The sequence below is a fragment of the Paraburkholderia humisilvae genome, assembly GCF_902859855.1.
Lineage (GTDB): Bacteria > Pseudomonadota > Gammaproteobacteria > Burkholderiales > Burkholderiaceae > Paraburkholderia > Paraburkholderia humisilvae.
Genome location: NZ_CADIKH010000008.1, coordinates 151,941 through 175,087, shown reverse-complemented (window position 1 = coordinate 175,087; position 23,147 = coordinate 151,941). Strand labels below are relative to the sequence as shown.

General features: G+C 63.5%; 18 protein-coding genes and 1 tRNA gene. 8 read left to right on the top strand and 11 right to left on the bottom strand.

What is annotated here, in order from left to right:
* The first annotated feature begins 10 nt into the window (after positions 1 to 10).
* Positions 11 to 1,348, top strand: coding sequence for a Fic family protein (locus HV796_RS10490; protein ID WP_175226394.1), 1,338 nt, complete (start codon positions 11 to 13; stop codon positions 1,346 to 1,348).
* Between the two features lie 70 nt (positions 1,349 to 1,418).
* Here the strand turns inward: HV796_RS10490 and alaS are convergent, their stop codons facing one another.
* Complete coding sequence (alaS, locus tag HV796_RS10485; RefSeq protein WP_175226393.1) at positions 1,419 to 4,055, bottom strand: alanine--tRNA ligase; 2,637 nt, start codon at positions 4,053 to 4,055, stop codon at positions 1,419 to 1,421.
* A gap of 396 nt (positions 4,056 to 4,451) precedes the next feature.
* Here alaS and HV796_RS10480 point away from each other — a divergent pair, with 396 nt between their 5' ends.
* Positions 4,452 to 5,672, top strand: coding sequence for a CaiB/BaiF CoA transferase family protein (locus tag HV796_RS10480; protein WP_175226392.1), 1,221 nt, complete (start codon positions 4,452 to 4,454; stop codon positions 5,670 to 5,672).
* Between the two features lie 67 nt (positions 5,673 to 5,739).
* Here the strand turns inward: HV796_RS10480 and HV796_RS10475 are convergent, their stop codons facing one another.
* Complete coding sequence (locus tag HV796_RS10475; RefSeq protein ID WP_175226391.1) at positions 5,740 to 6,294, bottom strand: RBBP9/YdeN family alpha/beta hydrolase; 555 nt, start codon at positions 6,292 to 6,294, stop codon at positions 5,740 to 5,742.
* A 90-nt stretch (positions 6,295 to 6,384) separates the two neighbouring features.
* Positions 6,385 to 8,604 (bottom strand): gamma-glutamyltransferase family protein, encoded by a 2,220-nt coding sequence (locus HV796_RS44100; protein ID WP_246355790.1) that lies wholly within the window; start codon positions 8,602 to 8,604, stop codon positions 6,385 to 6,387.
* 659 nt (positions 8,605 to 9,263) lie between these two features.
* Between HV796_RS44100 and HV796_RS10460 the strand changes: the two genes are divergently transcribed.
* Together HV796_RS10460 and HV796_RS10455 are read left to right on the top strand one after the other, a co-directional pair.
* Positions 9,264 to 10,991: a glutamine--tRNA ligase/YqeY domain fusion protein gene (locus HV796_RS10460; protein ID WP_175226390.1), complete on the top strand. Its 1,728-nt coding sequence runs from the start codon at positions 9,264 to 9,266 to the stop codon at positions 10,989 to 10,991.
* Between the two features lie 149 nt (positions 10,992 to 11,140).
* On the top strand, positions 11,141 to 12,061 hold the full coding sequence (locus HV796_RS10455; protein ID WP_175226389.1) for a transporter substrate-binding domain-containing protein: 921 nt from the start codon (positions 11,141 to 11,143) through the stop codon (positions 12,059 to 12,061).
* Between the two features lie 83 nt (positions 12,062 to 12,144).
* Here HV796_RS10455 and HV796_RS10450 read toward each other — a convergent pair whose 3' ends face one another.
* Positions 12,145 to 12,594, bottom strand: a complete 450-nt coding sequence (locus tag HV796_RS10450) for an NUDIX hydrolase (protein ID WP_175226388.1) — start codon at positions 12,592 to 12,594, stop codon at positions 12,145 to 12,147.
* Positions 12,591 to 12,992, bottom strand: coding sequence for a hypothetical protein (locus HV796_RS10445; protein WP_175226387.1), 402 nt, complete (start codon positions 12,990 to 12,992; stop codon positions 12,591 to 12,593). Before HV796_RS10445 ends, HV796_RS10450 begins: the two co-directional genes overlap by 4 nt.
* 261 nt (positions 12,993 to 13,253) lie before the next feature.
* Here HV796_RS10445 and HV796_RS10440 point away from each other — a divergent pair, with 261 nt between their 5' ends.
* Positions 13,254 to 13,514, top strand: a complete 261-nt coding sequence (locus HV796_RS10440; protein WP_175226386.1) for a hypothetical protein — start codon at positions 13,254 to 13,256, stop codon at positions 13,512 to 13,514.
* An 82-nt stretch (positions 13,515 to 13,596) separates the two neighbouring features.
* On the opposite strand, the gene HV796_RS10435 is transcribed toward HV796_RS10440, so the two are convergent.
* Entirely contained in the window at positions 13,597 to 14,928 is a 1,332-nt protein-coding gene (locus tag HV796_RS10435; protein ID WP_246355799.1) for a cytochrome-c peroxidase, read from the bottom strand.
* Between the two features lie 282 nt (positions 14,929 to 15,210).
* Here HV796_RS10435 and HV796_RS10430 point away from each other — a divergent pair, with 282 nt between their 5' ends.
* Positions 15,211 to 16,827, top strand: coding sequence for an acid phosphatase (locus HV796_RS10430; RefSeq protein WP_175226384.1), 1,617 nt, complete (start codon positions 15,211 to 15,213; stop codon positions 16,825 to 16,827).
* Between the two features lie 142 nt (positions 16,828 to 16,969).
* Here the strand turns inward: HV796_RS10430 and HV796_RS10425 are convergent, their stop codons facing one another.
* Positions 16,970 to 17,899 carry a LysR family transcriptional regulator gene (locus tag HV796_RS10425; RefSeq protein WP_175226383.1) on the bottom strand — a complete coding sequence of 310 codons (930 nt, stop codon included), beginning with the start codon at positions 17,897 to 17,899 and terminating at the stop codon, positions 16,970 to 16,972.
* Between the two features lie 100 nt (positions 17,900 to 17,999).
* Here HV796_RS10425 and HV796_RS10420 point away from each other — a divergent pair, with 100 nt between their 5' ends.
* Together HV796_RS10420 and HV796_RS10415 are read left to right on the top strand one after the other, a co-directional pair.
* The gene (locus tag HV796_RS10420; protein WP_175226382.1) at positions 18,000 to 18,896 is read left to right on the top strand and encodes an alpha/beta fold hydrolase; all 897 of its coding nucleotides are present in this window, start codon (positions 18,000 to 18,002) and stop codon (positions 18,894 to 18,896) included.
* 19 nt (positions 18,897 to 18,915) lie between these two features.
* Positions 18,916 to 19,743, top strand: a complete 828-nt coding sequence (locus HV796_RS10415; protein WP_175226381.1) for a hydroxypyruvate isomerase family protein — start codon at positions 18,916 to 18,918, stop codon at positions 19,741 to 19,743.
* 26 nt (positions 19,744 to 19,769) lie between these two features.
* On the opposite strand, the gene idi is transcribed toward HV796_RS10415, so the two are convergent.
* The 4 genes from idi to HV796_RS10395 all read right to left on the bottom strand — a co-directional run bounded on the left by idi (position 19,770) and on the right by HV796_RS10395 (position 22,580).
* Positions 19,770 to 20,324: an isopentenyl-diphosphate Delta-isomerase gene (idi, locus tag HV796_RS10410; RefSeq protein WP_175226380.1), complete on the bottom strand. Its 555-nt coding sequence runs from the start codon at positions 20,322 to 20,324 to the stop codon at positions 19,770 to 19,772.
* Positions 20,325 to 20,344: 20 nt separating this feature from the next.
* The gene (locus HV796_RS10405; protein ID WP_175226379.1) at positions 20,345 to 20,929 is read right to left on the bottom strand and encodes an NUDIX hydrolase; all 585 of its coding nucleotides are present in this window, start codon (positions 20,927 to 20,929) and stop codon (positions 20,345 to 20,347) included.
* A gap of 524 nt (positions 20,930 to 21,453) precedes the next feature.
* Positions 21,454 to 21,530 (bottom strand) — tRNA-Arg (locus HV796_RS10400).
* 219 nt (positions 21,531 to 21,749) lie between these two features.
* Positions 21,750 to 22,580, bottom strand: a complete 831-nt coding sequence (locus tag HV796_RS10395; protein ID WP_175226378.1) for an undecaprenyl-diphosphate phosphatase — start codon at positions 22,578 to 22,580, stop codon at positions 21,750 to 21,752.
* Positions 22,581 to 23,147: the final 567 nt, after the last annotated feature.

The following is a 23,147-nucleotide window of genomic DNA, read 5'->3' as shown; positions in this document are numbered from 1 at the left end:
GAAACCGCCGATGCCGAGCAATCTTCTCACTGATATCCTGGCGTACGCCGAACAGGCACCCACCCCAGTCTCTCCTGCCGATATTACCGAGCAGGTCGGGAAGCCCCGACCGACGGTCAACCGGGCACTGGCGAAACTCGTCGCAGAGGGCCGCCTGGTGATGTCCGGCGCCGGCCGGTCGACCCGGTATCACCTTCCGGCCGATAGCGCTTCGACGCCTGAGACTGCCCGTGCGGGCATCGCATCGCCGCCCTGGAGCATGCCGAGCCGCGCGCTCATCGCTGCGCTGTCCACGCCGATTGGCAAGCGCCCGCCCGTCACCTACCCGCGCGCCTTTGTGGATCGGTACGAGCCCAACATCTCCAGCCTGGTGCCGCCCGCCCTCGCAGTTGCCTTGCATAGCGCGGGCCGCCTGCAGGGACAACAACCCGCAGGCACCTACTTGCGCAAAGTCCTTGAGCAGTTGCTCATTGATTTGTCCTGGCACTCTTCCCGGCTGGAAGGCAACCGCAAGAGCCTGCTGGATACGCGCGAGCTCTTTGAACGGGGTCGCTCCGCGAACGACGACCTCGACGCGACGATGCTCCTGAACCACAAGGAAGCCATCGAATTCCTCGCCGACGCAGTGCCGACGGAAGGGATGACCGTGCCCGTCGTGCGGAATCTGCAAAGCGTGCTGATGCAAGGTCTGCTGGACGACGAAGAGGACCTCGGCGCGATCCGGCAGAAGATCGTTCACATCCAGGATTCGGTCTACCTTCCCGCCCAAGTGCCATCCCTGCTGGAAGAAATGCTCGAACTCATCGTGGAGAAAGCGCGCAGGACACAGAACCCGGTGGAAGCGGCTTTCTTCCTGTGGGTCAATCTGGCCTATCTGCAACCCTTCGTCGACGGGAACAAACGCACGAGCCGCCTCGCCGCGAATATGCCGCTTCTGCTCGCAAACTGCGCGCCGCTATCGTTTCTCGATGTCGCACAAGCCGACTATGCGCAGGCCATGTTGGGGGTCTACGAACAGACGAACGTCGCCATGGCAGTGGATCTGTTCGAGTGGACTTATCGACGGTCAATCCTGAAATATCGGGTCATCGAAGAAGCGATGGGCGTGCAGGATCCGCTGCGGGCACGCCTGCGGGAACAGCTCAACGATGGCATCCAGCAGATCGTCTATCACGGCAACACGCTGGCCTCCGCGATCGATCGCCTAAGCCTCGCGCCGGATGACCTGGAGCCCTTCAAGGCGATGCTTGAAAAGGAACTCAAAATTCTGGCCATCCATAACTGCGCGCGCTACCGCTTGCCGATAAAAAAGACGCAGGAATGGATTGACGCGGGGCGGCCGTACTAGCAACGAAAAACCCCAAAAGCCGACAGTCAGCTTTTGGGGTTCGTGTTGATTCGGTTCCTTCAGAACCGCATCACAGCTGTGCTTCGACCCAGCCTTTGACGCCGGCTAACGCCGCCGGCAAGTTCGCGGGCTCGGTGCCGCCGGCCTGCGCCATGTCCGGGCGGCCGCCGCCCTTGCCGCCGACCTGCTGCGCAACGAAGTTGACGAGTTCGCCGGCCTTCACCTTCTTGCTCGCATCCGACGTCACGCCGGCAATCAGGCTGACCTTGCCGCCCTCGACCGACGCGAGCACGATCGCCGCGCTTTTCAGTTTGTCCTTCAGCTTGTCGACCGTTTCGCGCAGCGTCTTCACGTCCGCACCTTCGAGCGTGGCCGCGAGTACATGCACGCCGGCAACTTCGATCGCCTGGCCAGCCAGTTCGTCGCCCTGACTCGACGCCAGTTTCGACTTCAGCGCGCCCAGTTCCTTCTCGAGCGACTTCAGTTGGTCCTGCACCTGCGCGATGCGCTGCGTGAGTTCCGACGGCTGAGCCTTCAGCGCCGCCGCCGCCGCGTTGATGCGAGCATCGAGTTGCTGCACGTAACGCACCGCGTTATCGCCGGTAATCGCCTCGACGCGGCGGATACCCGCCGCGACGCCCCCTTCCATCACGATCTTGAAGAGGCCGATGTCACCGGTGCGGTGCACGTGCGTGCCGCCGCACAGCTCTCGCGAGAAGCCGAGATCGAGCACGCGCACTTCGTCGCCATATTTTTCGCCGAACAGCGCCATCGCGCCGCCCTTCACCGCCTCATCGAACGGCATCACGCGCACGATGCCCGGCGCGTTCGCGAGCACCTCCGCGTTGACGATCGCTTCGACGCGACGAATTTCGTCGTCGGTCATCGGCGCGTTGTGCGCGAAGTCGAAACGGGTCTTGTCCGCGTCGACGAGCGAGCCCTTCTGCTGCACGTGGGTGCCGAGCACTTCGCGCAGCGCCTTATGCATCAGGTGGGTGGCCGAGTGATTGCGCGCGGTGCGGGCGCGGCGCACCGCATCGATCTGCGCCTTCACGACATCGCCGACCTTCAGCGTGCCCTGCTCGAGCTCGCCGTGATGGCCGATCACGTCCGCCTGCACCTTCTGCGTATCGGTGACCGCGAAGCGCACGCTCGCGTTCGCGAGCACGCCCTGATCGCCGATCTGGCCACCCGATTCCGCATAGAACGGCGTGTGATCGAGCACGACCACCGCCTGCTGGCCCTTCGCGACTTCATTGACCGGCGCGCCGTCCACATAGAGCGCGGTGATCTTCGCGTCGTCGAACACGATTTCTTCGTAACCGTGGAACGTGGTCTTCGCGCCCGAATACTCGAGCCCCTGCGCCATCTTGAACTTGCCGGCCGCGCGCGCCTGTTCGCGCTGACGCGCCATCGCTTCGTCGAACGCGGATTCGTCAACCGTGACGCCGCGTTCGCGGCACACGTCCGCGGTCAGATCGAGCGGGAAGCCGTATGTGTCGTGCAGCTTGAATGCGAGTTCGCCGTCGAGCGTCTTGCCCCCGGTCTTGCCCGCTGACGCATCGAGGTCGGCCAACGCACTTTCGAGGATCGACATGCCGTGCTCGATCGTCTCGAAGAAGCGCTCTTCTTCCTGGCGCAGCACGTCGGTCACGCGCGCCTCGGCTTCCTTCAATTCCGGATAGGCGCCGCCCATCTGCGCGACAAGGTCCGCGACCATCTTGTGGAAGAATGCATGCTTGCGGCCGAGCTTGTAGCCATGACGGATCGCCCGGCGCACGATCCGGCGCAGCACGTAGCCGCGCCCTTCGTTGCCCGGAATCACGCCATCGACGATCAGGAATGAGCACGCGCGGATATGGTCGGCGATCACTTTCAACGAGTTGTTGGTCAGATCGGCGACACCCGTTTCGCGCGCCGCGGCCGCGATCAGCGCCTGGAACAGATCGATTTCGTAATTGCTGTGCACGTGCTGCAGCACCGCGGCGATCCGCTCGAGGCCCATGCCGGTGTCCACGCAAGGCTTCGGCAGCGGCGTCAGGTTGCCCTGCGCATCGCGGTTGAACTGCATGAACACGAGATTCCAGATTTCGATATAGCGGTCGCCATCTTCGTCAGGCGACCCCGGCGGCCCGCCCCACACATCCGGGCCGTGGTCGTAGAAAATTTCCGAGCACGGGCCGCACGGACCCGTGTCGGCCATCTGCCAGAAGTTGTCCGACGCGTAACGCGCGCCCTTGTTGTCGCCGATGCGAATGATGCGCTCGCTCGGCACGCCGACTTCGTTCTGCCAGATACCGTACGCTTCGTCGTCTTCCTGATAGACGGTGACCCACAGCTTTTCCTTCGGCAGCCGATAGACGGTGGTGAGCAGTTCCCACGCGTAGTGGATCGCGTCGCGCTTGAAATAGTCGCCGAACGAGAAGTTGCCGAGCATCTCGAAGAACGTATGGTGACGCGCGGTATAGCCGACGTTTTCAAGGTCGTTGTGCTTGCCGCCCGCGCGCACGCTGCGCTGCGCGGTCGTGGCGCGCGAATACGGACGCTTCTCGGCGCCGAGGAACACGTCCTTGAACTGCACCATGCCGGAATTGGTGAAGAGCAGCGTTGGGTCGTTGCCCGGCACGAGGCTCGACGAACGGACGATCGTGTGGCCCTTCGATTCGAAGAACTTGAGGAATTTCTCGCGGATTTCGGCGGCTTTCATAACGTGCTGGGGACGGTTCCGGGCAGAGGTCCGACGCCTTGCACACCCCTGATGCACGCTGTGCATGGAGTACCGGCGTCGTGAATCGGTGGTTTCCTGAACCGCTGATTATACGGGATCGGCTGGCACGCGCAGCGCCGTAGCGCCGCCTGCACGCGGCGCTGGCCGATCGGCCAGGGGTAACCGGCCGGGGTCCGCACCCGTGCATACGGCAGGCTGTACGCAGCGCGGATCGGAGATTTCCTATGCCACGCTTATGCCGTTTGGCCGAATGGGCTGGAGCGCCACGATCGCTTAAGATGCGCGAGGTTGCTGCGCTACGCCGCCGCAACCCGCTGCCATCGCTGTCCCGGGCGCGACGCCGCGCCCTGCTTATCGAGGAGACATCAACCGAATATGGGCGCTCTCAGTCATATCCGCGTGCTGGATCTCAGCCGCGTGCTCGCCGGTCCATGGTGCGCACAAACGCTCGCCGACTTCGGCGCCGACGTCATCAAGATCGAACGGCCGGGCACGGGCGACGACACGCGTCATTGGGGCCCGCCGTACCTGAAGGCGCCCGATGGCGCCGATACGCGCGAAGCGGCCTATTACCTCGCGGCGAACCGCAACAAGCGTTCGGTCACCGTCGATATCGCCACACCGGAAGGCCAGCGCGTCGTGCGCGAGCTCGCCGCGAAGAGCGATGTCGTGCTGGAAAACTACAAGGTCGGCCAGTTGAAACGCTATGGGCTCGACTACGAATCGCTGCGCGCGGTGAAACCCGACCTGATCTACTGCTCGGTAACGGGCTTTGGCCAGACCGGCCCGTACGCGCAGCGCGCGGGCTACGACTTTATCGTGCAGGGCCTCGGCGGTTTCATGAGCATTACCGGCGAGCGCGAAGGCGAGCCAGGCGGCGGCCCACAGAAAGCCGGCGTCGCGATCGCCGACCTGATGACGGGCATGTATGCGAGCGTCGCGGTCCTGACCGCGCTTGCGCACCGCGAGCGCACCGGTGTCGGCCAGTACATCGATATGGCGCTGCTCGACGTGCAGGTTGCGATGCTGGCGAACATGAACTCGAACTTCCTCGCCAGCGGCACGCCGCCCGCGCGCTGGGGCAATGCGCACCCGAACATCGTCCCGTATCAGACATTCCAGACGAGCGATGGCTGGATCATCGTCGCGGTCGGCAACGACGGACAGTTCCGCAAATTCGTCGAAGCGGGCGGCCGCACGGAACTCGCGGACGACGAGCGGTTCTCGACCAATCCGGCGCGTGTGCGCAATCGCGACACACTCGTGCCGCTGCTGACCGCGATGGTCCGCCTGCGCAGCAAGCGCGAGTGGATCGACGCGCTCGAAGCGGCGCAGGTGCCGTGCGGGCCGATCAATGACCTGCGCGAAGTGTTCGATAACGAGCAGGTCATCGCGCGCGGCATGCAGATCGACCTGCCGCATCCGTCCGGCGGCACGGTGAAGCTGGTGCGCAATCCGGTCAGGATGACGGAAACGCCGCCGCGCGCCGTCGCGCATCCGCCGACGCTCGGCGAGCATACCGATGACGTGCTGCGCAGCGTACTCGGCTACGACGATGCGCAGATCGCCGCGTTGCGCGCGCAACAGGTGGTCTGAATGGACCGCGCACGCAGTTCAGCCGAGTGACCTTCGGGAAACGTGGCCGGTTGCGCCTGCGCCGCGCTCAGACAAGCGACTTGAGCCAGCCCAGCCCGTCCTGCCAGTCGCCGAGGCCGCTGTCGGCGTTGATGTGACCGCGCGCGCCAATGCTGATCCAGCGGCTACCCCAGCCGGCCGCGCACGCCTGCGAGAAGGGCACGCCACCGTACGGGTCATCGGTGCTTGCAACGACGATCGTCGGAAACGGCAAGCGTTCGCCGGGCACCGGTGCGAAGCGCGTCGCCGTGGCCGGAAAGGCGCGGCCCGCCGGGTCCGGCAACGCGACAAGCAGAGCGCCGGCAACCTTGTCGCGCTGCGCGGGCGTCGCATAAGCCGTCGCCCACCACGCGACCGTCAGGCAGCCGAGGCTATGCGCCGCGAGCCGAACCGGCGCACCCGCCGCGGCCACCGCCGCATCGAGCGCGCGGCACCAGTCGTCGCGCACCGGGTGCTCCCAGTCCGGCATACGCACCCTGGAAAAGGACGTATGCGCAGCTTCCCAACGCGTTTGCCAGTGTCCTGGGCCGGAGTCGAGATACCCAGGAAGCACCAGTACGTTCGGTTCTTCTTGCAACACCATCGCGTCACCCCGTCTTCGATCAATGTATTGCCCCGTCACGGTCCGCTGTCCCGTCATCCCTGTCACGCGCGCGCAGCCATGGGTCCGTACTCAACCGCCGTTGCCGGTTAGCGGAACACGCGCGCCACGCGGATCGGCAGCGGGCTGCGGCGTGGTCCCGTCAATCCGGATCATCTGCACATCGCCTTCGAAGTTCTGCTCTTCGAGCGTGTAACCCAGCTTCTGCAGTTGTTGTGCAAGATCGCCCGCGATCGGGCGGTACGGCTCCCAATAAATCGTCTTTGGCGGCAACAGCTGGTGATGAAACCGCAGCGCGGCCAGTGCGTCCATCGGCGACAGGTTGAAGTCGTACAGATCGGTCATCACCTGGAAGATTGTCGTGAAGATCCGTGAGCCGCCCGGCGTGCCGATCACGAGCGCGACCTTGCCGTCCTTCAGCACGATCGTCGGCGTCATCGACGAGACAGGCCTGCGCCCGGGCGCGATCGTGTTCGCCTCGTCAGTGCCGGCCCCAGCCGGCTTCGCGACGAAATCGTCCATTGCGTCGTTGAGCAGGAAGCCGGCGCCGTCGACCACGACGCCCGAACCGAACGAGCCGTTCAGCGTGTACGTGTTGGATACCGCATTGCCCCATTTGTCGACCACCGAGAAATGGGTCGTCTGAGGCTTTTCTGGCGGTGGCGCGTCACCCGAAGCCGGGTTGTTCGACGCCGCCGGGCCCGGCGGCGGGGTTGGCGTTGAGGCCGGCTGGGCTGGCCTCGCCTGGTCGGGTTTCGGTTGACTCGCGGTTGCCTGAGGCGCGCTTGCCTGCCCGGCATTTGTCTGCGCTGCGCCCGGTTGGGTCGCATTCGACTGGGCCGCGCTGGCTTGTCCTCCGTTTGCCGGTGCCGGGTTTGGCTGGCCTGCGGTCGGCTGCGGCGCGCTCGCCTGGCCCGCGTTCGACTGGACCGCGTTTGCCGGACTGACGTTGGGCTGCCCCGAAGTCACTTGTCCCGAAGCCGGCTGCGCTGCGTTCGGCTGACTGGCGCTCGCCGCTTCCGACGCCGCCTGCGCCGCCTTTTCCTGCGCGGCTTTCTCCTCTGCGGCTTTCTCCTCTGCCGCCTTTTCCGCCGCAGCCTTCTCCTCTGCCGCCTTCTCCGCCGCCCGCTGCTGATCCTGCAACTGCTTCACCTCGCCAGCGCGCTGTGCGAGGTACGCATCATCGATCAGCTTGCCAACTGGCACCTGCGTCGCATCCGGATCCGCCGCATATTTCTGCCGGTCCGCAAACACGCGGTCTTCCATCTCCGCGATCAGTTGAATGTACGGCGCCGAATTCAGCTCGATCCCGGCAAACGACGGTTTCAGATCCGCCTTCATCTTCAGCAGCTGAACCAACGCGATGCCGCCCGAAGACGGCGGCGGCGCGGTCACGATCCGGTAGCCGTTCCAGTCCGCCATGAGCGGATCGCGCCAGACGGCCTTGTACTGACTCAGGTCGGTCTTCGAAATCATCCCGTGGCCGTACATCTGCTTCGCGATCAGCTCGGCGGTCTGCCCTTCGTAGAATTCGCGACCGCCGTCGTCGGCAATGCGCTCGAGCGTCAGCGCGAGCTCCGGCTGGCGAAACGTCGTGCCGGTCTTCAGGTTCGCGAAATACGCACCGAAGTTGGTGCGGCTGGAGAACTGCGCCGCCGCATCGTCGCGGCGCTTCTGCAGCGATGCGTCGACGGTGAAGCCGTCAGTCGCGTAATGGATCGCGGGCGCCAGCACCTGCTTCCACTTGAGCTTGCCGAAGCGGCGCTGCGCCTGCCACATGCCATCGACCGTCCCAGGCACGCCTGCCGCGCGAAAGCCGATCGAGCTCATACCCTTGACGACGTTGCCCTTGTCGTCCAGATACATATCGCGCGTCGCGCGCTGCGGCGCCTGCGCGCTGTAGTCGAGAAAATACGGCTTGCCGTCGATCTGCAGCGTCATGAAACCGCCGCCGCCGAGGTTGCCCGCGTCCGGACGGGTCACGGCGAGCGTGAACGCGATCGCCACCGCCGCGTCGACCGCGTTGCCGCCCTGCGCGAAGATCTGCTGCGCGGCGTCCGCGCTATACCGGTCAGGCACGGCAACCGCCGACGCATCGAACGCCGGTTTCTCCGGCGCAGTCTTCGCGCCGGCCGGCGCAGCGCCGGCGAGCACGAGCCCACCGGCCAGCGCCACCAGCGCGGCAGCGTGGATGGCCTGGCGAGCGGCCTTGCTGACAGCTCGCCTGAGGTTGGCCCTATTGCCTGTAAGGGCGTGACGCGCAACGCGCGCATCGAGCGTCGAAGTAGGCATTCAGGGAACTCCGGAATAAATGAGCGCCGGCTGGATGCCGGCAAAGCGAACACGGAAAGTGTTGCACATGACACCGGGTATTCCGGCGCAATAGCCGGTCCCACACGATGCAGCGCACGGGCGGAGCACAGGACGCGCCGCGCGCGACGCCTGCGGCGCGGTGTGAGGCCGCGACCCACCCCACCGTCCGCGGCGGCCTGTCACGACGCACACGACGCGTAACAGGCACCCGGCACGCCGCACCGTACGACGGCTGCCACGCACGCCGTCGTTGTCCGTGCCGCAGTGTGCGCCTTGTCCGCGCTTGATCCGCTTGATCCGCTTGATCCGCTTTGCGACCCGCGACGATGGCGTGTCGTGCAACGCGGCCGCATGACTGCGCGAAGCGTCAGCGTACCTGGCGAAGTGTCGTTCCGACGCGCTTCGGACACATTCCGGACGCACTTCGCCGCTGGCGCATGCTACCGGCGCCGGCGCCTTCGGTTCAAAGCGTTTTACGTCCTGTTACAGCGCCTTTCGAATCGCCTCGCACAGCGCCGCGGCATCGCGCTGCCACCGGTGCGCGCTGGCCGTCAAAGCGCTGTACCTCACAATCCCGTCAGGTAGAATTGTCGGATTAGAGGGAGCAACACGCCCCCTTGTCACCTTCTTCCATTCGAATGAGTACAGACCGTAACCCCAGCGTGCGCGACGACGCACCCGCGCCCGCCGCCAACTTCATCCGTAACATCATCGACGAAGACAATCGCTCCGGGAAGTGGGGCCAACGTGTGGAAACGCGCTTCCCGCCGGAACCGAACGGCTATCTGCATATCGGTCACGCGAAGAGCATCTGTCTGAACTTCGGCATTGCGCGCAGCTTTGGCGGCGTGTGCCACCTGCGCTTTGACGACACGAATCCGGAAAAGGAAAGTTTCGAGTACGTCGAATCGATTATCGACGCGGTGCAATGGCTCGGCTTCGAATGGAAGAAAGACAACGCCGAGCACCTCTACTTCGCAAGCGACTACTACGACAAGCTATACGCGTTCGCCGAACTGTTGATCGAGCGCGGCAAAGCGTATGTCGATAGCCAGTCGGCGGAAGAAATGCGCGTGAATCGCGGCTCGGCCACCGAACCCGGCACGCCCTCCGCGTACCGCGACCGCCCGGTCGAAGAGAACCTCGATCTGTTCCGGCGCATGAAGGCCGGCGAGTTCAGCGAAGGCGAGCACGTGCTGCGCGCCAAAATCGATATGGCGTCGCCGAACTTCAACATGCGCGACCCGGTGTTGTACCGCATCCGCTTCGCGCATCACTACCGGACCGGCGACACCTGGTGCGTGTATCCGATGTACGACTACACGCACTGCATCTCGGATGCACTCGAGAACATCACGCACTCGCTGTGCACGCTCGAGTTCGAGGACCACCGGCCGCTCTACGACTGGATTCTCGACGAACTTGCGGCCGCCGGCGTCTTCACGCGGCCGCTGCCGCAGCAAATCGAGTTCTCGCGGCTCAATCTCACCTATGCGATCACCAGCAAGCGCAAGCTGCTGCAGCTCGTCACCGAAGGCCATGTCGACGGCTGGGACGATCCGCGCATGCCGACCATCGTCGGCGTGCGGCGGCGCGGCTTCACACCGGAGTCGATCCAGTTGCTGTGCGATCGCATCGGCGTGACGAAGGTCGACTCGTGGATCGACATGAGCGTGTTCGAAGGCGCACTGCGCGACGACCTGGACGACAAAGCCCCGCGCGCGACCGCGGTGCTCGACCCGCTCAAGCTGATTATCGACAACTACCCCGAAGGCACGACCGAAGAATGCAGCGCGCCGGTCCATCCGCATCATCCGGATCGCGGCACGCGCACGTTCCCGTTTTCGCGCGAGTTGTGGATCGAGCGCGAAGACTTCGCGCAAACGCCGCCGAAGGGCTACTTCCGGCTGTTCCCGGGCAACCGGGTGCGGCTGAAGTACGGCTACGTCGTCGAATGCACGGGCGTCGACAAGGACGATCAGGGCAATATCGTCGCGGTCCACTGCAACTACTTTCCGGACAGCCGCTCGGGCACCGAAGGCGCGAACGGCTACAAGGTGAAGGGCACGATTCACTGGCTGAGCGCGGCAGGCGCCTGTCCGGCGGAGGTGCGCCTGTATGACCGGCTCTTCAGGGAAGCGCAGCCCGATGCGGGCGGCCGCGATTTCCTCGACGCGCTGAACCCGGATTCGAAGCGCATCGTACAGGCCTACGTCGAGCCGGGCGCGCGCGACGCAGTGCCCGAGCAGCGCTATCAGTTCGAGCGGCACGGCTATTTCGTCGCCGACCGTTTTGACACGAAGCCGGGCAAACCCGTATTCAATCGCATCGTCAGTCTGCGCGACAGTTGGGGCAAACCGGCGTAAGGTGGCCGAATGCCTTATCGGTTAACGCGAGCGCGACGCACCGCGACAGTGCAACGCCCGCTCGCACAACCGCTGAACGCGCCGATTCATGACAACGGTCCTTCGAGGGTGACGGTGCGGTCGTTACGGACGCCGGCCCGGGGAGAACGATGAACGCTGCACTTCGAAACTGGCGTACCGCGCTGGCAATCGCGCTGCTGTCGGTTGGCGCATGCATGGCCGTCGCGTCGCCGGCGCACGCGGACGAGCTTACCGGCACGCTGAAAAAGATTCGCGACGAGGGCGTGGTCGTGATCGGCGTACGCGAGGCATCGATTCCGTTTTCGTACTCCGACGGCGGGCGCACGATCGGCTATTCGCAGGCCATCGCGCTCGCGATTGTCGACGAGATCCGCAAGACGCTCGGCCAGCCAAATTTGCGCATGCGCGAAGTGACGATCACGTCGGCCAACCGCTTCCTGATGCTCGTCAACAACCAGATCGACTTCGAGTGCGGGTCGACAACCCACACCCGGGAGCGCGAGAACGTCGCGGCGTTTTCGAACAGCTTCTTTCAATACGCGGTGCGGATGATCGCGCGCAAGAACGCCGGCATCACCGATTTCCCCGACCTTGCGGGCAAGCCTGTCGTGACGACCGCGGGCACGTCCGACGAAAGGCTCGTGCGCCAGTTGAACAGCAACAAGCAACTGAACATGCGCATTGCGAGCGCGAAGGATCACGCGGATGCCTTTGCCGCGGTGAAGTCGGACCGGGCGGTCGCGTTCGTGATGGATGAGCCGATTCTGTATGGCTTTCGCGCAACCGACCCGCACCCGGACGACTTTGTCGTGACCGGCACGCCGCTCGGCTACGAGACCTACGCATGCATGTTCCGCAAGGGCGACGAGACGTTTCGCGACCTTGTCAACGGCGTCATCTCGCGGATGCAAACCTCGGGCGAAGCGGAGCGCCTGTACAACGTGTGGTTCACGCAACCGATTCCACCGCACGGGATCAATCTGAACTACCCGTTATCGCAGGAAATGCGCGCGATGTTCGCGCACCCGAACGACAAGGCGCTTGACTGAGCGGCGGCGCGCGCCGGCCGCCGCAATCGAACGCACGCTCGCTCCGCATTCGGACCGGCATCCGGACCTGCAAGCCCGGCCGTTCACAAAGACTGATGCAGTTCCGCGAGCGATAGCGTCGTCTGAAAGAGCCGCGTGAGACTGCGGCTCGCATAGCGTTCGACTTCATCGGGCCGGCACCAGCGGTACGCATCCATTTCCGGAATCAACACGCCGTCCGAACGACGCGGAAACAGCGACGTGCAGGTGCACGACGACAGATCGAGTTCGCCCGTGCTCGCCCGCGCGGCGAACAGATGCAGGTCCTTGTCCCGTCGATACAGGAAGCGGCCGAGGTCTTTCAGCCGCTCGGCGCCCATCGCGATGCCGGTCTCCTCGACCATTTCGCGTAACGCGGTGACCGCCGGCGCTTCGCCCGGTTCACCCTGCCCTTTCGGAATGTCCCAATGATCGGTGCCGGTCGCATGCGCGAGCAGCACCCGGCCGTCAGGCGTCAGCAGCACGACGCCGCAGGACACGACGCGCTCGTTCAATTTCTCTTTTGCATGATCCAGCGGCCACTGCTGCCCTGCCGGCAGAAGCGCGGCCGCAGATTCATCGACTGCCCTTTGGAGCTCAGCACGACGCCCACCGTACGACAAGTGTTCGCGCCTTCCTTCGCGGTGTCTTCGATCGTCAGTTGCGCTTCGACTCTGACGCCGTTGCCCGTCCCTGCGTTGGTCCACTGGACAGTCTCGCCGTCCTGCTTCTTGTCGAGCGCATCGTACGCGGCGGCCTTCAGCGAATCGATGTCGGGCTGCTTCATGTAGCTGATCGGCGTGTCATGCAGAAAGCCGAGGTTGGCCGCCTGTGCGGCGAGTGAACCCGCGACCAGCAGAGCGCCGATCATCGTTTGGGTCAGGTGAAGCACGGTCCGGTTTCGCATCGGCATTTTGCTTGGATCTCCGTCGAAGGTCGGGGGCGACAGATCGGCCATGAGAGTCAGGTCTACGATCTGGACCTGAAAAGAATAGCACGCACGCGATCGCGCCGATCTCGCAATGCGCGCGGCATCATGCGTGCCGGCGCGGCTCGACTCGACAGCACATGCCGTTCAATTTTAGGACGCGTCTCATGGCCGCGCCTCCCGGCGCTTCTTACGATGACTGGCTCATTCAGCGCATGCCGCGCCTGAGCCCTCTACGTTCCCGCCATGGACCTTTCTTTCGCGCTGCGATTTTTCACCGTGATGCTCATACTGATCTGCATCGCGCTCATTGCGCTGGCCATACCGCTTGCCGCCCCGGCTTCAACGCGCCGCGCGCCGCATCCGGATACGCATGCGCTGGTGGCCAGCATCGCCGCGCGGCCGCGCGCACGGTGGCCCGGCATGCTGACCGGGGCCGGCATCGCGTTCCTTCTGGTTTCGTTTGCGTTGCTCGCCGCGGCCGGTTGCGCGTTGGCCGCTCGGTAGGCCCTCGGTAGGCCCTCAGTCGCCCCTTCTCGCCCCCTCGGTAGGCCGCTCAATAGACATCAACCCGCCGCCACGCGCGGTTTCAATGTTGCGCTTCCGGCTGGTAACCGTCCGTCAGCGTATTGAGGAAGGCGACCACATCCTTGATTTCCGCTTCGTCAAGCGCGGGTTGGTCGCCGGGCTTCCGGTCGAACGGCGGGTCGGTGTTCAGATTGGCCCAGTACTGCTGCGGCAAGTCGTCGAACTTTTGCACCTTGCCATGTGCCACCGGATAGAACTTTGCCGGATTCGTATCGCGCTGCGCATAGAAGCGCACCACTTCATCAAGCGAATGGTAGATGCCGTTGTGAAAGAAGGTCTTGCGTAACGCGACGTTGCGCAGCGTCGGCGTGCGGAAAATACCGCAGTATTCGTCGCGCCCCTTCAGGTCGGTACGTTCCGGTCCACATGCGCCCAGGTCGTGGAACTTCGGGTCGCGGTTAACCGCGAGCGAGCGATTGCGCGGCACGCCGATCGCAATCAGGCCGAAGTCGCTGAACTGCGGCGGCGCACCCGAACGGGTTCGCTCGCTCACGTGACAGCTCGCGCAATTGCCCTTTTTCTCGTCGTTGAAAAGCTGCAGCCCGTGCAGTTCCGCAGCCGTCAACTGCGTCTTGCCCGCAAGGTACGCGTCGTACTTGCTCGAATACGGATAGAACAGTTCAGGCGTCTGCTCGAACGTTTCGAACGCCTTCAGCACCGCATTGAAGGTGGCGAGATCGCTCTCGAAAACGTGCTCGCCGAACGCATCGCGAAACGCGTCCGCATAGGGCGCCGCGCGCACGGCCGTCGCGACCTTCTGTGGGGTGCTCGCCATTTCGAACGACGACAGCAGCGGAATACGCGCCTGGTCCGAACCGTGGTCCACGCGGCCGTCCCACGTGAGCCCGCCGGTCGGGCCTGCGTCGATGCTCTCGTCGCCGTCGTCGTCCGATTCGTGGAAATGCGCGGTGAACTGCGGCACCGACTGCAGATACTTGAGCGACGGCACGGCGCGCATGCCTTGCTCATGCATATCGGCGCCGCCGAGTTGCACCGCAAGCGCGTTCGGCGGGCCGAATGCGTGATCGGGGCTATGGCATGTCGCGCAGGCGAGCTTGCCTGAGCCGGACAGCGACTTGTCGAAGAACATTAGCTTGCCAACCGCGGTCATTTTGCGCACCGACGCGTAGACCTCGGCGCGCGTCTGGCCGCCGCCATGCGCGGCAGCCGGTGCCGCGACCGGTACGGACGCGCCGGCGTGCTGCGCGGCGGCTTGCACCGCTTGCGCAGACTGTGCGGACGACTGCGTGGCAGTAGCCGCCTGTGCCGAAGCAAGTGCGGGGGAATCCCCTTGCCGGTCACACGCCGCCAGCAGCAGCGGCATGACGAACATCGTCAGACGCACCGCGCGAACGATGCCGCCAGCGGCCCGTTTCTTCATTGTTTTTCCGTGTCCGACCTGCATGAGTTTGTAATCTTCTGTTCAACTTAGACCGCGCAATCGTATTTCTATGTGATGACTTCTTAATGACATATCGCCTACATAAAAATACATATAAAAAGCATTTCGTAATTTTCTACATCGTTCTGTCAAATTCCATTGCGACACTCTCGCCCGCCGGCGGTCCCCTTTTTCAAACCACCCAGCCGGCCTCCCAACCAAGAGAGAGAAACGATGAACAAGAAATGGCTCTGCGCGACGCCTATCGCGATCGCAGCGACACTCGCGCTGTCCGCCTGCGGCGGCGACGATCCAGGCACCCACTCGACACCGACGGATGCCAGTTCGGCGCCTGCGGATGTCAGTTCGGTGAAGAACATTGTGGTCATCTACGCCGAGAATCGTAGTTTCGATAACCTTTATGGCAACTTTCCAAATGCTAACGGTCTGCAGAATGTGACGGCGGCAAGCGCCCAACAGCTCGACCGTGATGGCACGGTGCTGGCGACACTGCCACCCGCATGGGGCGGCCTCACGCAAACAGGGGTGACGCCGGCCGTCACCGAGGCGATGACCGCGAATCTGCCGAACAGCCCGTTCGCCATCAACGACCCCGCCGGTTTCAACACGCCGATCTCAACGACGACGCGCGACCTGTATCACCGCTTCTACGAGAACCAGATGCAGATCGACGGCGGCAAGAACGACAAGTTCGTTGCGTGGGGGGACTCGGGCGGCCTCGTGATGGGCCATTACTCGATGGACGCGAGCACGCTGCCGCTGTGGAAAATCGCGCAGCAATACACGCTCGCGGACAATTTCTTCATGGGCGCCTTCGGCGGCTCGTTCCTGAACCACCAGTGGCTCGTCTGCGCGTGTACGCCGATCTACCCGAACGCGGACACGAGCCCGGCAGCCGGTTCGATTTCCAAGGTCGACGCCGATGGTGTGTCGCTGCAGATCGACAGCGCCAATTCGCCTGCTTCGGCAATGGACGGGATACCGAAATTCCTGACCTCGGGCAACCTCACGCCAGACTTCTACGCGGTCAACACGATGCAGCCACCGTACCAGCCGAGCGGCAACAAGCCGGCAGCGGGCGGCGACGCGACGCTCGCGGACCCGAGCGCCACGAACACGCTCCCGCCGCAGACACAGCAGCACATCGGCGATCTGCTAAGCGCGGCGAACGTGTCGTGGGCGTGGTACGGCGGCGCATGGGGCGCGGCGCTGGCGTCCCGGCAGAACGGCACCAACGGCGTGATCAACGGCTCGAACCTGACCTCGCCGAACTTCCAGCCGCACCACCAGCCGTTCAACTACTTCGCCGACCTCGCGCCGGGCACCACGAACCGCGCGCAGCATCTGCTCGACGGCGGCATGAACGGCGCCGAGTTCATCAAGGCGATCGACGCGGGCACACTGCCGCAAGTCGCGTTCTACAAGCCGCAGGGCAACCTGAACGAGCATGCGGGCTATACCGATGTCGCACAAGGCGACCAGCATATCGCCGACGTGATCACGCGCCTGCAGAACAGCCCGCAGTGGAAGAACATGGTCGTGGTCGTCACGTACGACGAGAACGGCGGCTTCTGGGATCACGTCGCGCCGCCGAAGGGCGACCGCTGGGGTCCGAGCACGCGTATTCCGGCGCTGATCGTGTCGCCGTACGCGAAGAAGGGCTTCGTCGATCATACGCAGTACGACACGACGTCGATCCTGCGCCTGATCACGCACCGCTTCGGATTGCCGAAGCTGGCGGGCCTGACGAACCGCGACAACGCGCTCGTCGCGAACGGCGGCCAGCCGATGGGCGATCTGACGAACGCGCTCGACTTCACGCAGAAGTAAGCGGCACCGGCGGTGCCGCCGGAATCAGCCAAGGTCGGTTCAGGCAGTAGCGCATTGCAGGCGGGGGGCACCACCAGCAAGCGCGCTTTTTCAGGGCAGCTTCGGCTGCCCCTTTTTTATTCGCTAGCCTGGCGCGGGTGCGTTATCGCGATGCCGCGCCCGCGAAGCGGTTTTTTGTGCCCAGTTCGCACACGGCCTTCACGAGCGCCGTCACGGCAGGCGCAACCTTGCGCACGAACGCATAGAACTGCACGTCCGGCAGTTCGGGCAGACCGTCTGCGGCATCCAGCTCGCGCAGCCCGTCGCGCAACTGACTGCGCGCAAGCGGCGTGACCGCGAAACCGGCCAGCGCCGCCGCCACACAGCCCGCCATGCTGCCGCTCTCGAACGCGATGCGCCACGGCCGCGCCTGCGCGGCGAGCGCGGCCAGCGCCGACTCGCGATAGACGCACGGGTCCGGAAACACCGCGAGCGGCACGGGCGCGTCGAGCTCGAGCCCCGCTGCCTGCGAGTATGCCCACACAAGCGGTTCCGCCCACAGCAGTGCGCCTTCGTCGCTGGTTCCGTCGCCGATGCGCGTGCACTGCTTGCCGAACACCACATCGAGCTTGCCACGCGCCTGCTGACGTAGCAGGTCCGCGGTAATGCCGACCTTCAGCTCGATCGTTGCATCCGGATGCCAGCGGCGAAATGTCTGCAGCACCTGAGGCAGCCAGGTGCCCGCGAAATCTTCCGAGGCGCCGACGCGCAGCCTGCCGTGTACCGCGTCGCCGTGCAGTTTTGCGCGAGCCTCACGTTCCAGATCGACGATATTGCGTGCATACATGTACAGCGTCTCGCCGGCCTGCGTCAGATCGAGACGGCGTGTGGTACGCGCGAGCAGCTTCGCGCCGACGCCCTCCTCGAGCCGCCTGATGTGCCCGCTGACCGCCGATGGCGTGAGCGCAAGCTGGTCGCCCGCCAGCGCGAAGCCGCCCGCATCGACCACTTGCAGGAACGTGCGGAGCAGCACGATGTCGAGCGACGACGACCCGGCCGCCGAGCCCGTTTCGATCGAATTAGCACTCTGCATGATTCGTGAATAAAACCGGTTGATTAGTCACGAATTGCATTCTATCTCTGAACTATGATGAGCGGATCGATTACGCTGTGACGCGCTACAGGAGCGAACAATGGACGATTACCAATTCGTCGGCACCCGGTTGCTGGATGTCGGCTATCTCGAATGGAACCCACAAGGCACACGCACTGCGGTGCTGGTGCACGGCTGGCCCGATAGTCCGGAGAGCTGGTCGCGGGTCGCACCGGCGCTCGCCGCCGCCGGCTATCGCGTGCTGGCGCCTGCGCTGCGCGGCTTTGAACCGACCCGGTTTCTCGACGCGTCGACGCCGCGCAGCGGCCAGTTGGCCGCGCTTGGATGCGATCTGCTCGAGTTCTGCGACGCGCTGGGGGTGACGCAGCCCGTGCTGATCGGACACGACTGGGGCGCGCGCGCGGTGGCGAACGCGTGCGGGCTCGATCGCGGCGCCGCATCGCATCTCGTAATGCTATCGGTCGGCTACGGCACCAACGATCCGTCGCAAACACTGTCGCTGCAACAGGCGAGAAACTACTGGTATCACTGGTTCATGTCGACGTCGCGCGGACAACGCGCGGTCGAAGAGGATCGACGCGCGTTCACGCGTCTGATGTGGGACACCTGGTCGCCCGCCGGCTGGTATGACGCCGCCGCATTCGACGAAGCCTGCCGCGCGTTCGACGGCCCCGACTGGGCGCAGGTGGTCGTGCATTCGTACCGTCATCGCTGGGGCTTTGCCGAGGGCGACGCGGAGTACGCGGCAGAGGAAGCGAAACTGAACCCGGCGCCTACGCTCGACGTACCGACGCTGATACTGCATGGCGGCGCCGATACATGCAATCCTCCGTCGTCGTCGAGCGGCCGCGAAAGTTACTTCAATGGCCCTTATGACCGCGTCGTGCTCGACGGCATCGGCCATTTTCCGCAGCGCGAGGCGCCGCAAGCAGTCGCATCGCAAATTCTGAAGTTTTTGACTGCGTACTCTCTGTAACCGAAACACGATCCCACCGATGATGCTCAAGTTCTCCGCCAACCTGTCGACGCTGTTTCAGGATCGCCCGCTCGCTGAACGTATTGCCGCCGCGCGCGCGGCCGGCTTCGGCGCAGTCGAAATGTGGTTTCCGTATGACGTTCCCCCCGATCAACTGCGCGCCACGCTGCACGAACATGGCCTGCCGATGATCGGTATCAATTCGGCGCCCGGCAACGTCGGCGCGGGCGATTGGGGCCTCGCCGCGGACCCGCGCCGGCGCGGCGCGTTTGTCGACTCGCTGCACGAGGCGTTCGAATACGCGCGCATGATCGGGTGTCCGAACGTCCACGTGATGGCGGGCATCGTCGATTCGTCGATATCGCACGCGGCGGCGTGGGACACGTATGAGGCCAATATCGACGAAGCCTGCAGGATCGCTGCTCACCACGCGCTGACGGTCATGATCGAGCCGCTCAATGCGGTCGATCGTCCCGCCTATCTTCTAACGAGACAGCGGCAGGCGATTGCGCTGATCGAGAAGCTGAAACGTCCGAATCTGAAGATCATGCTCGACCTGTTTCACGTGCAGCGCGGCGAAGGCAATCTGATCGAGCGGATGTTGGCGAGCCTGCCGCATGCGGCGCACGTGCAGATCGCCGATGTGCCGGGGCGGCATGAACCTGGCACCGGGGAAATCAACTTCAGGAAGGTGTTCGATACGCTGCAGGCGGCGGGATGGAATGGGTGGGTCGGGGCGGAGTATTTTCCGCTGGGGGGGACGGAGGCGGGGCTGGGATGGATGGGAAGCGCGGCGGATGGGACTTGGCACGGCCAGCAGATCGCCGCTCATCGAACCGCGCTGTGAATTCCCGGCGATATCCGTGCAACGTCTCAACGTCTGGCCAGAGATCGTGATCCCGGTGCGTTCAGCGGCGTGAAGTGTGCGAGGACGGTTGGAAAGACGAGCTTGAACCAGGGCGCATAGGCCTGCGGCGTTAGGGCAAAGCCTCGCTGGATTTCGTCGAGCGGGCGGTACATAAAAGCATCAGCCTCGCCACGGGCGGGGACGGGCACGCTGTCTGTTCGCCCGAAGAAAATGTGGCCAAATTCGTGTTCGATAAGCCCGCCCGGCAGGGCCGCGCGATAACTGAATTCGAACATTTTCGTCAACTCACAGTTGAGGTTCATTTCTTCGAAAAGCCGGCGGTGCGCAGCATCGGCCGTCAGCTCCCCTGGCAGCGGATGACCGCAGCATGTGTTGGTCCACAGGCCGCCGCAGTGATACTTACTGGTCGCACGCCGTTGCAGCAGCAGTTCGTCGCGCGAGTTGAAGACGTAAACCGAGATTGCCCGATGCAGCCGACCCTGCAGATGCGCCGCAAGTTTTTCCATCGTGCCGACCTCGCAGTCATGCTCGTCAACCAGGATCACCTCGATATTCTCCACGGGTATCCTCCGTCGCACTTTCAGGCTCGTGGCCGCAATACGCCTTTCCAGTCGAGCAGACCGAGCCGCATCAGTGCATAGAACACGCAGGTCAAGTGTCCATTGTCAAGAAGTGCCCCCGAATCAAGCAGCGTTCGGACGCGGTCCAAGGGAATGCGCTCGAGCTCGAGTTGCTCGTCGGCGTCGGGTTGAAGTGCACCTGAGCGCACTCCGCCCGTCGCGAGAAAACAGTGCAGCCGGTTCGCGTGCGTCTCTGGATTTGGCGATACGCTGACGAGTGGCGTAAGCATTTCGAATACGTGTCCGGTTTCTTCGCGCAATTCGCGGCGGATGGCTGTTTCGGTGTTCATGTCGCCGGGTCTCATCCAGCCACCGGGAATCTCGAGATTGCGCTCGCGCGTGCCATTGCGATACTGGCGCACAAAAAGAGCGTCTCCCTCTCTCGTGAGTGCGAACGCGCTGACCCAATCCGGGTATTCGAGGACGCACGCGCTCCTTTGCAGACAACCCTCTTCATCGCGCAGCCAATCCTTGCGCACAACCATATCGCGTTCGCGCAATACATATTCCGACTGGATGGACTTTGGAAGGCGTGGATTCTTCACGCTATTTCCATTTTTGCAGAGCCTGGAATCGATAATAGTTGATAATGGTCTGGTATAGTAGTTTTATGCCACAACGGATTGGACTTATGCTCGCCGGCCAACGGGGGATTGGGCACCCCGTCATATACGCCAATCTTGATTTTCAATTCAACCAATGAGTTTTTTCATTAATGCGCCGTATATGGTTCGTGAACGTTTTAATGCATTCTGTTTTTTAACGTTTCAATTATACGCAACACGTTAAATATTCTACATTTAGCGAATGATGTGCGGGGAAGAGATTTAATGTCCTTCAGTGTCAATGGGGAACTGGACAGCTATGCCGGTCGCTGATGGATTGCGAAGGGCCACGCAGAGACGCGCCCCAAATCAAAACCGGGGCCTGAACGACAATGAAAATTTCCGGGTGAACTGTCCTGCGTCTGACAGCCAAAAGCTCGCCAAACATAGCCTCGGAATTTCCTAAGGGCAGATAAAGACCTGCCTCTCAGAATAGAAAACTGGTTGGAAAACCTTAATAGTCCTGGCGCGGCAGGAGGGACTCGAACCCCCGCCCCTCGGCTTAGAAGGCCGATGCTCTATCCAGCTGAGCTACTGCCGCAACGAAAGAGCGGTGATGCTACACCAATGCCCCGCTCATTTCACCTCTGACCGGAAGCGGCACCAGGAATTCGCCGCTTCGGTGCTCGCCCATGGCGGGCGAGCCGGCATTCTACCCGAGCGCAGAAGCGCACAGCCACGGCGGCGTGCGACGCCGGTTGTACAAACGAGTGCATGCAGTGGCAACCTCGTTCGCCCCACCGGCATCACGCCACCATCATCACACCGGCTGCGGATGCGTGATAAACCAGCCCAGACACACGAGACCCGCGATCACGCAATACACACCGAACGACGCCAGTCGCCCGCGCCCTTCGAAATAGCGCATCAGAAAGCGCACGCTCAGATACGCGGCAATCGCGGTCAGCACGCCACCGAGCACCGCATCCCCCAGTTGTTCAGGCGCATGAAACAGCTTCGGCACCTCGAGCAAGCCCGCCGCGAAAATGATCGGCGTGCCAAGCAGGAACGCGAATTCCGCTGCCTTTTCGGAGGTCAAACCGGCCGCATTGCCCGCGATCATCGTCAGGCCGCTGCGCGAGAAACCGGGAATCAGCGCGCCGACTTGCGCGAGACCGACGAAAAATGCCTGCTTGAACGTGAGCTTTTCCGGCGCACGGTGCGCACGCGAGCGCTGCAGGCGATCGCCCAACCACAGCAGAATGCCGTTGACGATCAGCGCGATCGCAACGATACGCAAGTCATGAAACACGCGCTCGAGATGCTTTTCGAGCACCAGGCCGACGATACCGGCCGGAATCGTCCCGATGATCAGCGCCCACATCATGTGGCCGTCTTCGTTGCGGCGCCCGCCGAGCGACGCGAAAAAGCCGCCGATCAACGCGATCCAGCGCGCCCGGAAATACCAGAGCAACGCCAGCGCGGTCCCTAGATGCAACGCGACCAGAAACGGCAGCAACTGCGGCGTGTGCTTGTCGATGTGCATCCCGAACAACGCGGGCACCAGCAGCGTGTGCCCAAGGCTGCTGACTGGAAAGAGTTCTGTGACGCCCTGCAACACGCTCAGAAAAATCAGAAACCACAAGCTCACGGGGCAGTCCTCTTGGAGGTAGGGAGACGGGAAACAGCGCGCCGGACGTGCTTTTCCGACGATCTGAAGGCGCGTCGATTATGCCTGGCCGAGGCTGCCCCGCCAAGCGCCGCGCTTTTTTTTTGCTTATTTTTTCCCGCACTGCCGTACACATAAACGACGCACTGCACTTGCGTTGCGCCCGATTATTACGACCATGAAAGTAAAAAGGCCCGCCGATCAAGGCGGGCCTGCACTAAGAGGACGCTGGCGGGATGCGCAACGCGCTCCCGCTATCGCGGATCTCGACGCCCCGTTTTAGCGTGCAATCTTGTGAAAAAAATAAATCGTACTGCCCGCGAACATCCCGAGCAGAGCCACGCCCATTGCCATTGCGAGATCCATAGCGCCTCCGGAAAACGATGAGCCCGATGTCCGGTTCGATACGATCGGGCGGTCATACTGATTATCGACGCGCACGACTGTGCGGTGACACTCGCAATTTCCCGACAAAGGGTTTCCCCGTAGCGCAAAGCGGCGCACAATCGGCGGCGAAAGCCGACGGCGGTCGCCGACTGGCTGCGCGCG

What these genes read in the sequence shown, in the direction of transcription:
- HV796_RS10460 (WP_175226390.1), top strand. Translation starts at nt 9,264, where the DNA reads ATGAGTACAGACCGTAACCCCAGCGTGCGCGACGACGCACCCGCGCCC.
- HV796_RS10480 (WP_175226392.1), top strand. Translation starts at nt 4,452, where the DNA reads ATGGGCGCTCTCAGTCATATCCGCGTGCTGGATCTCAGCCGCGTGCTC.
- HV796_RS10475 (WP_175226391.1), bottom strand. Translation starts at nt 6,294, where the DNA reads ATGGTGTTGCAAGAAGAACCGAACGTACTGGTGCTTCCTGGGTATCTC.
- HV796_RS10440 (WP_175226386.1), top strand. Translation starts at nt 13,254, where the DNA reads ATGGACCTTTCTTTCGCGCTGCGATTTTTCACCGTGATGCTCATACTG.
- HV796_RS10455 (WP_175226389.1), top strand. Translation starts at nt 11,141, where the DNA reads ATGAACGCTGCACTTCGAAACTGGCGTACCGCGCTGGCAATCGCGCTG.
- HV796_RS10490 (WP_175226394.1), top strand. Translation starts at nt 11, where the DNA reads ATGCCGAGCAATCTTCTCACTGATATCCTGGCGTACGCCGAACAGGCA.
- HV796_RS10430 (WP_175226384.1), top strand. Translation starts at nt 15,211, where the DNA reads ATGAACAAGAAATGGCTCTGCGCGACGCCTATCGCGATCGCAGCGACA.
- alaS (WP_175226393.1), bottom strand. Translation starts at nt 4,055, where the DNA reads ATGAAAGCCGCCGAAATCCGCGAGAAATTCCTCAAGTTCTTCGAATCG.
- HV796_RS10435 (WP_246355799.1), bottom strand. Translation starts at nt 14,928, where the DNA reads ATGTTCGTCATGCCGCTGCTGCTGGCGGCGTGTGACCGGCAAGGGGAT.
- HV796_RS10420 (WP_175226382.1), top strand. Translation starts at nt 18,000, where the DNA reads ATGGACGATTACCAATTCGTCGGCACCCGGTTGCTGGATGTCGGCTAT.
- HV796_RS44100 (WP_246355790.1), bottom strand. Translation starts at nt 8,604, where the DNA reads ATGCCTACTTCGACGCTCGATGCGCGCGTTGCGCGTCACGCCCTTACA.
- HV796_RS10445 (WP_175226387.1), bottom strand. Translation starts at nt 12,992, where the DNA reads ATGCCGATGCGAAACCGGACCGTGCTTCACCTGACCCAAACGATGATC.
- HV796_RS10425 (WP_175226383.1), bottom strand. Translation starts at nt 17,899, where the DNA reads ATGCAGAGTGCTAATTCGATCGAAACGGGCTCGGCGGCCGGGTCGTCG.
- HV796_RS10415 (WP_175226381.1), top strand. Translation starts at nt 18,916, where the DNA reads ATGATGCTCAAGTTCTCCGCCAACCTGTCGACGCTGTTTCAGGATCGC.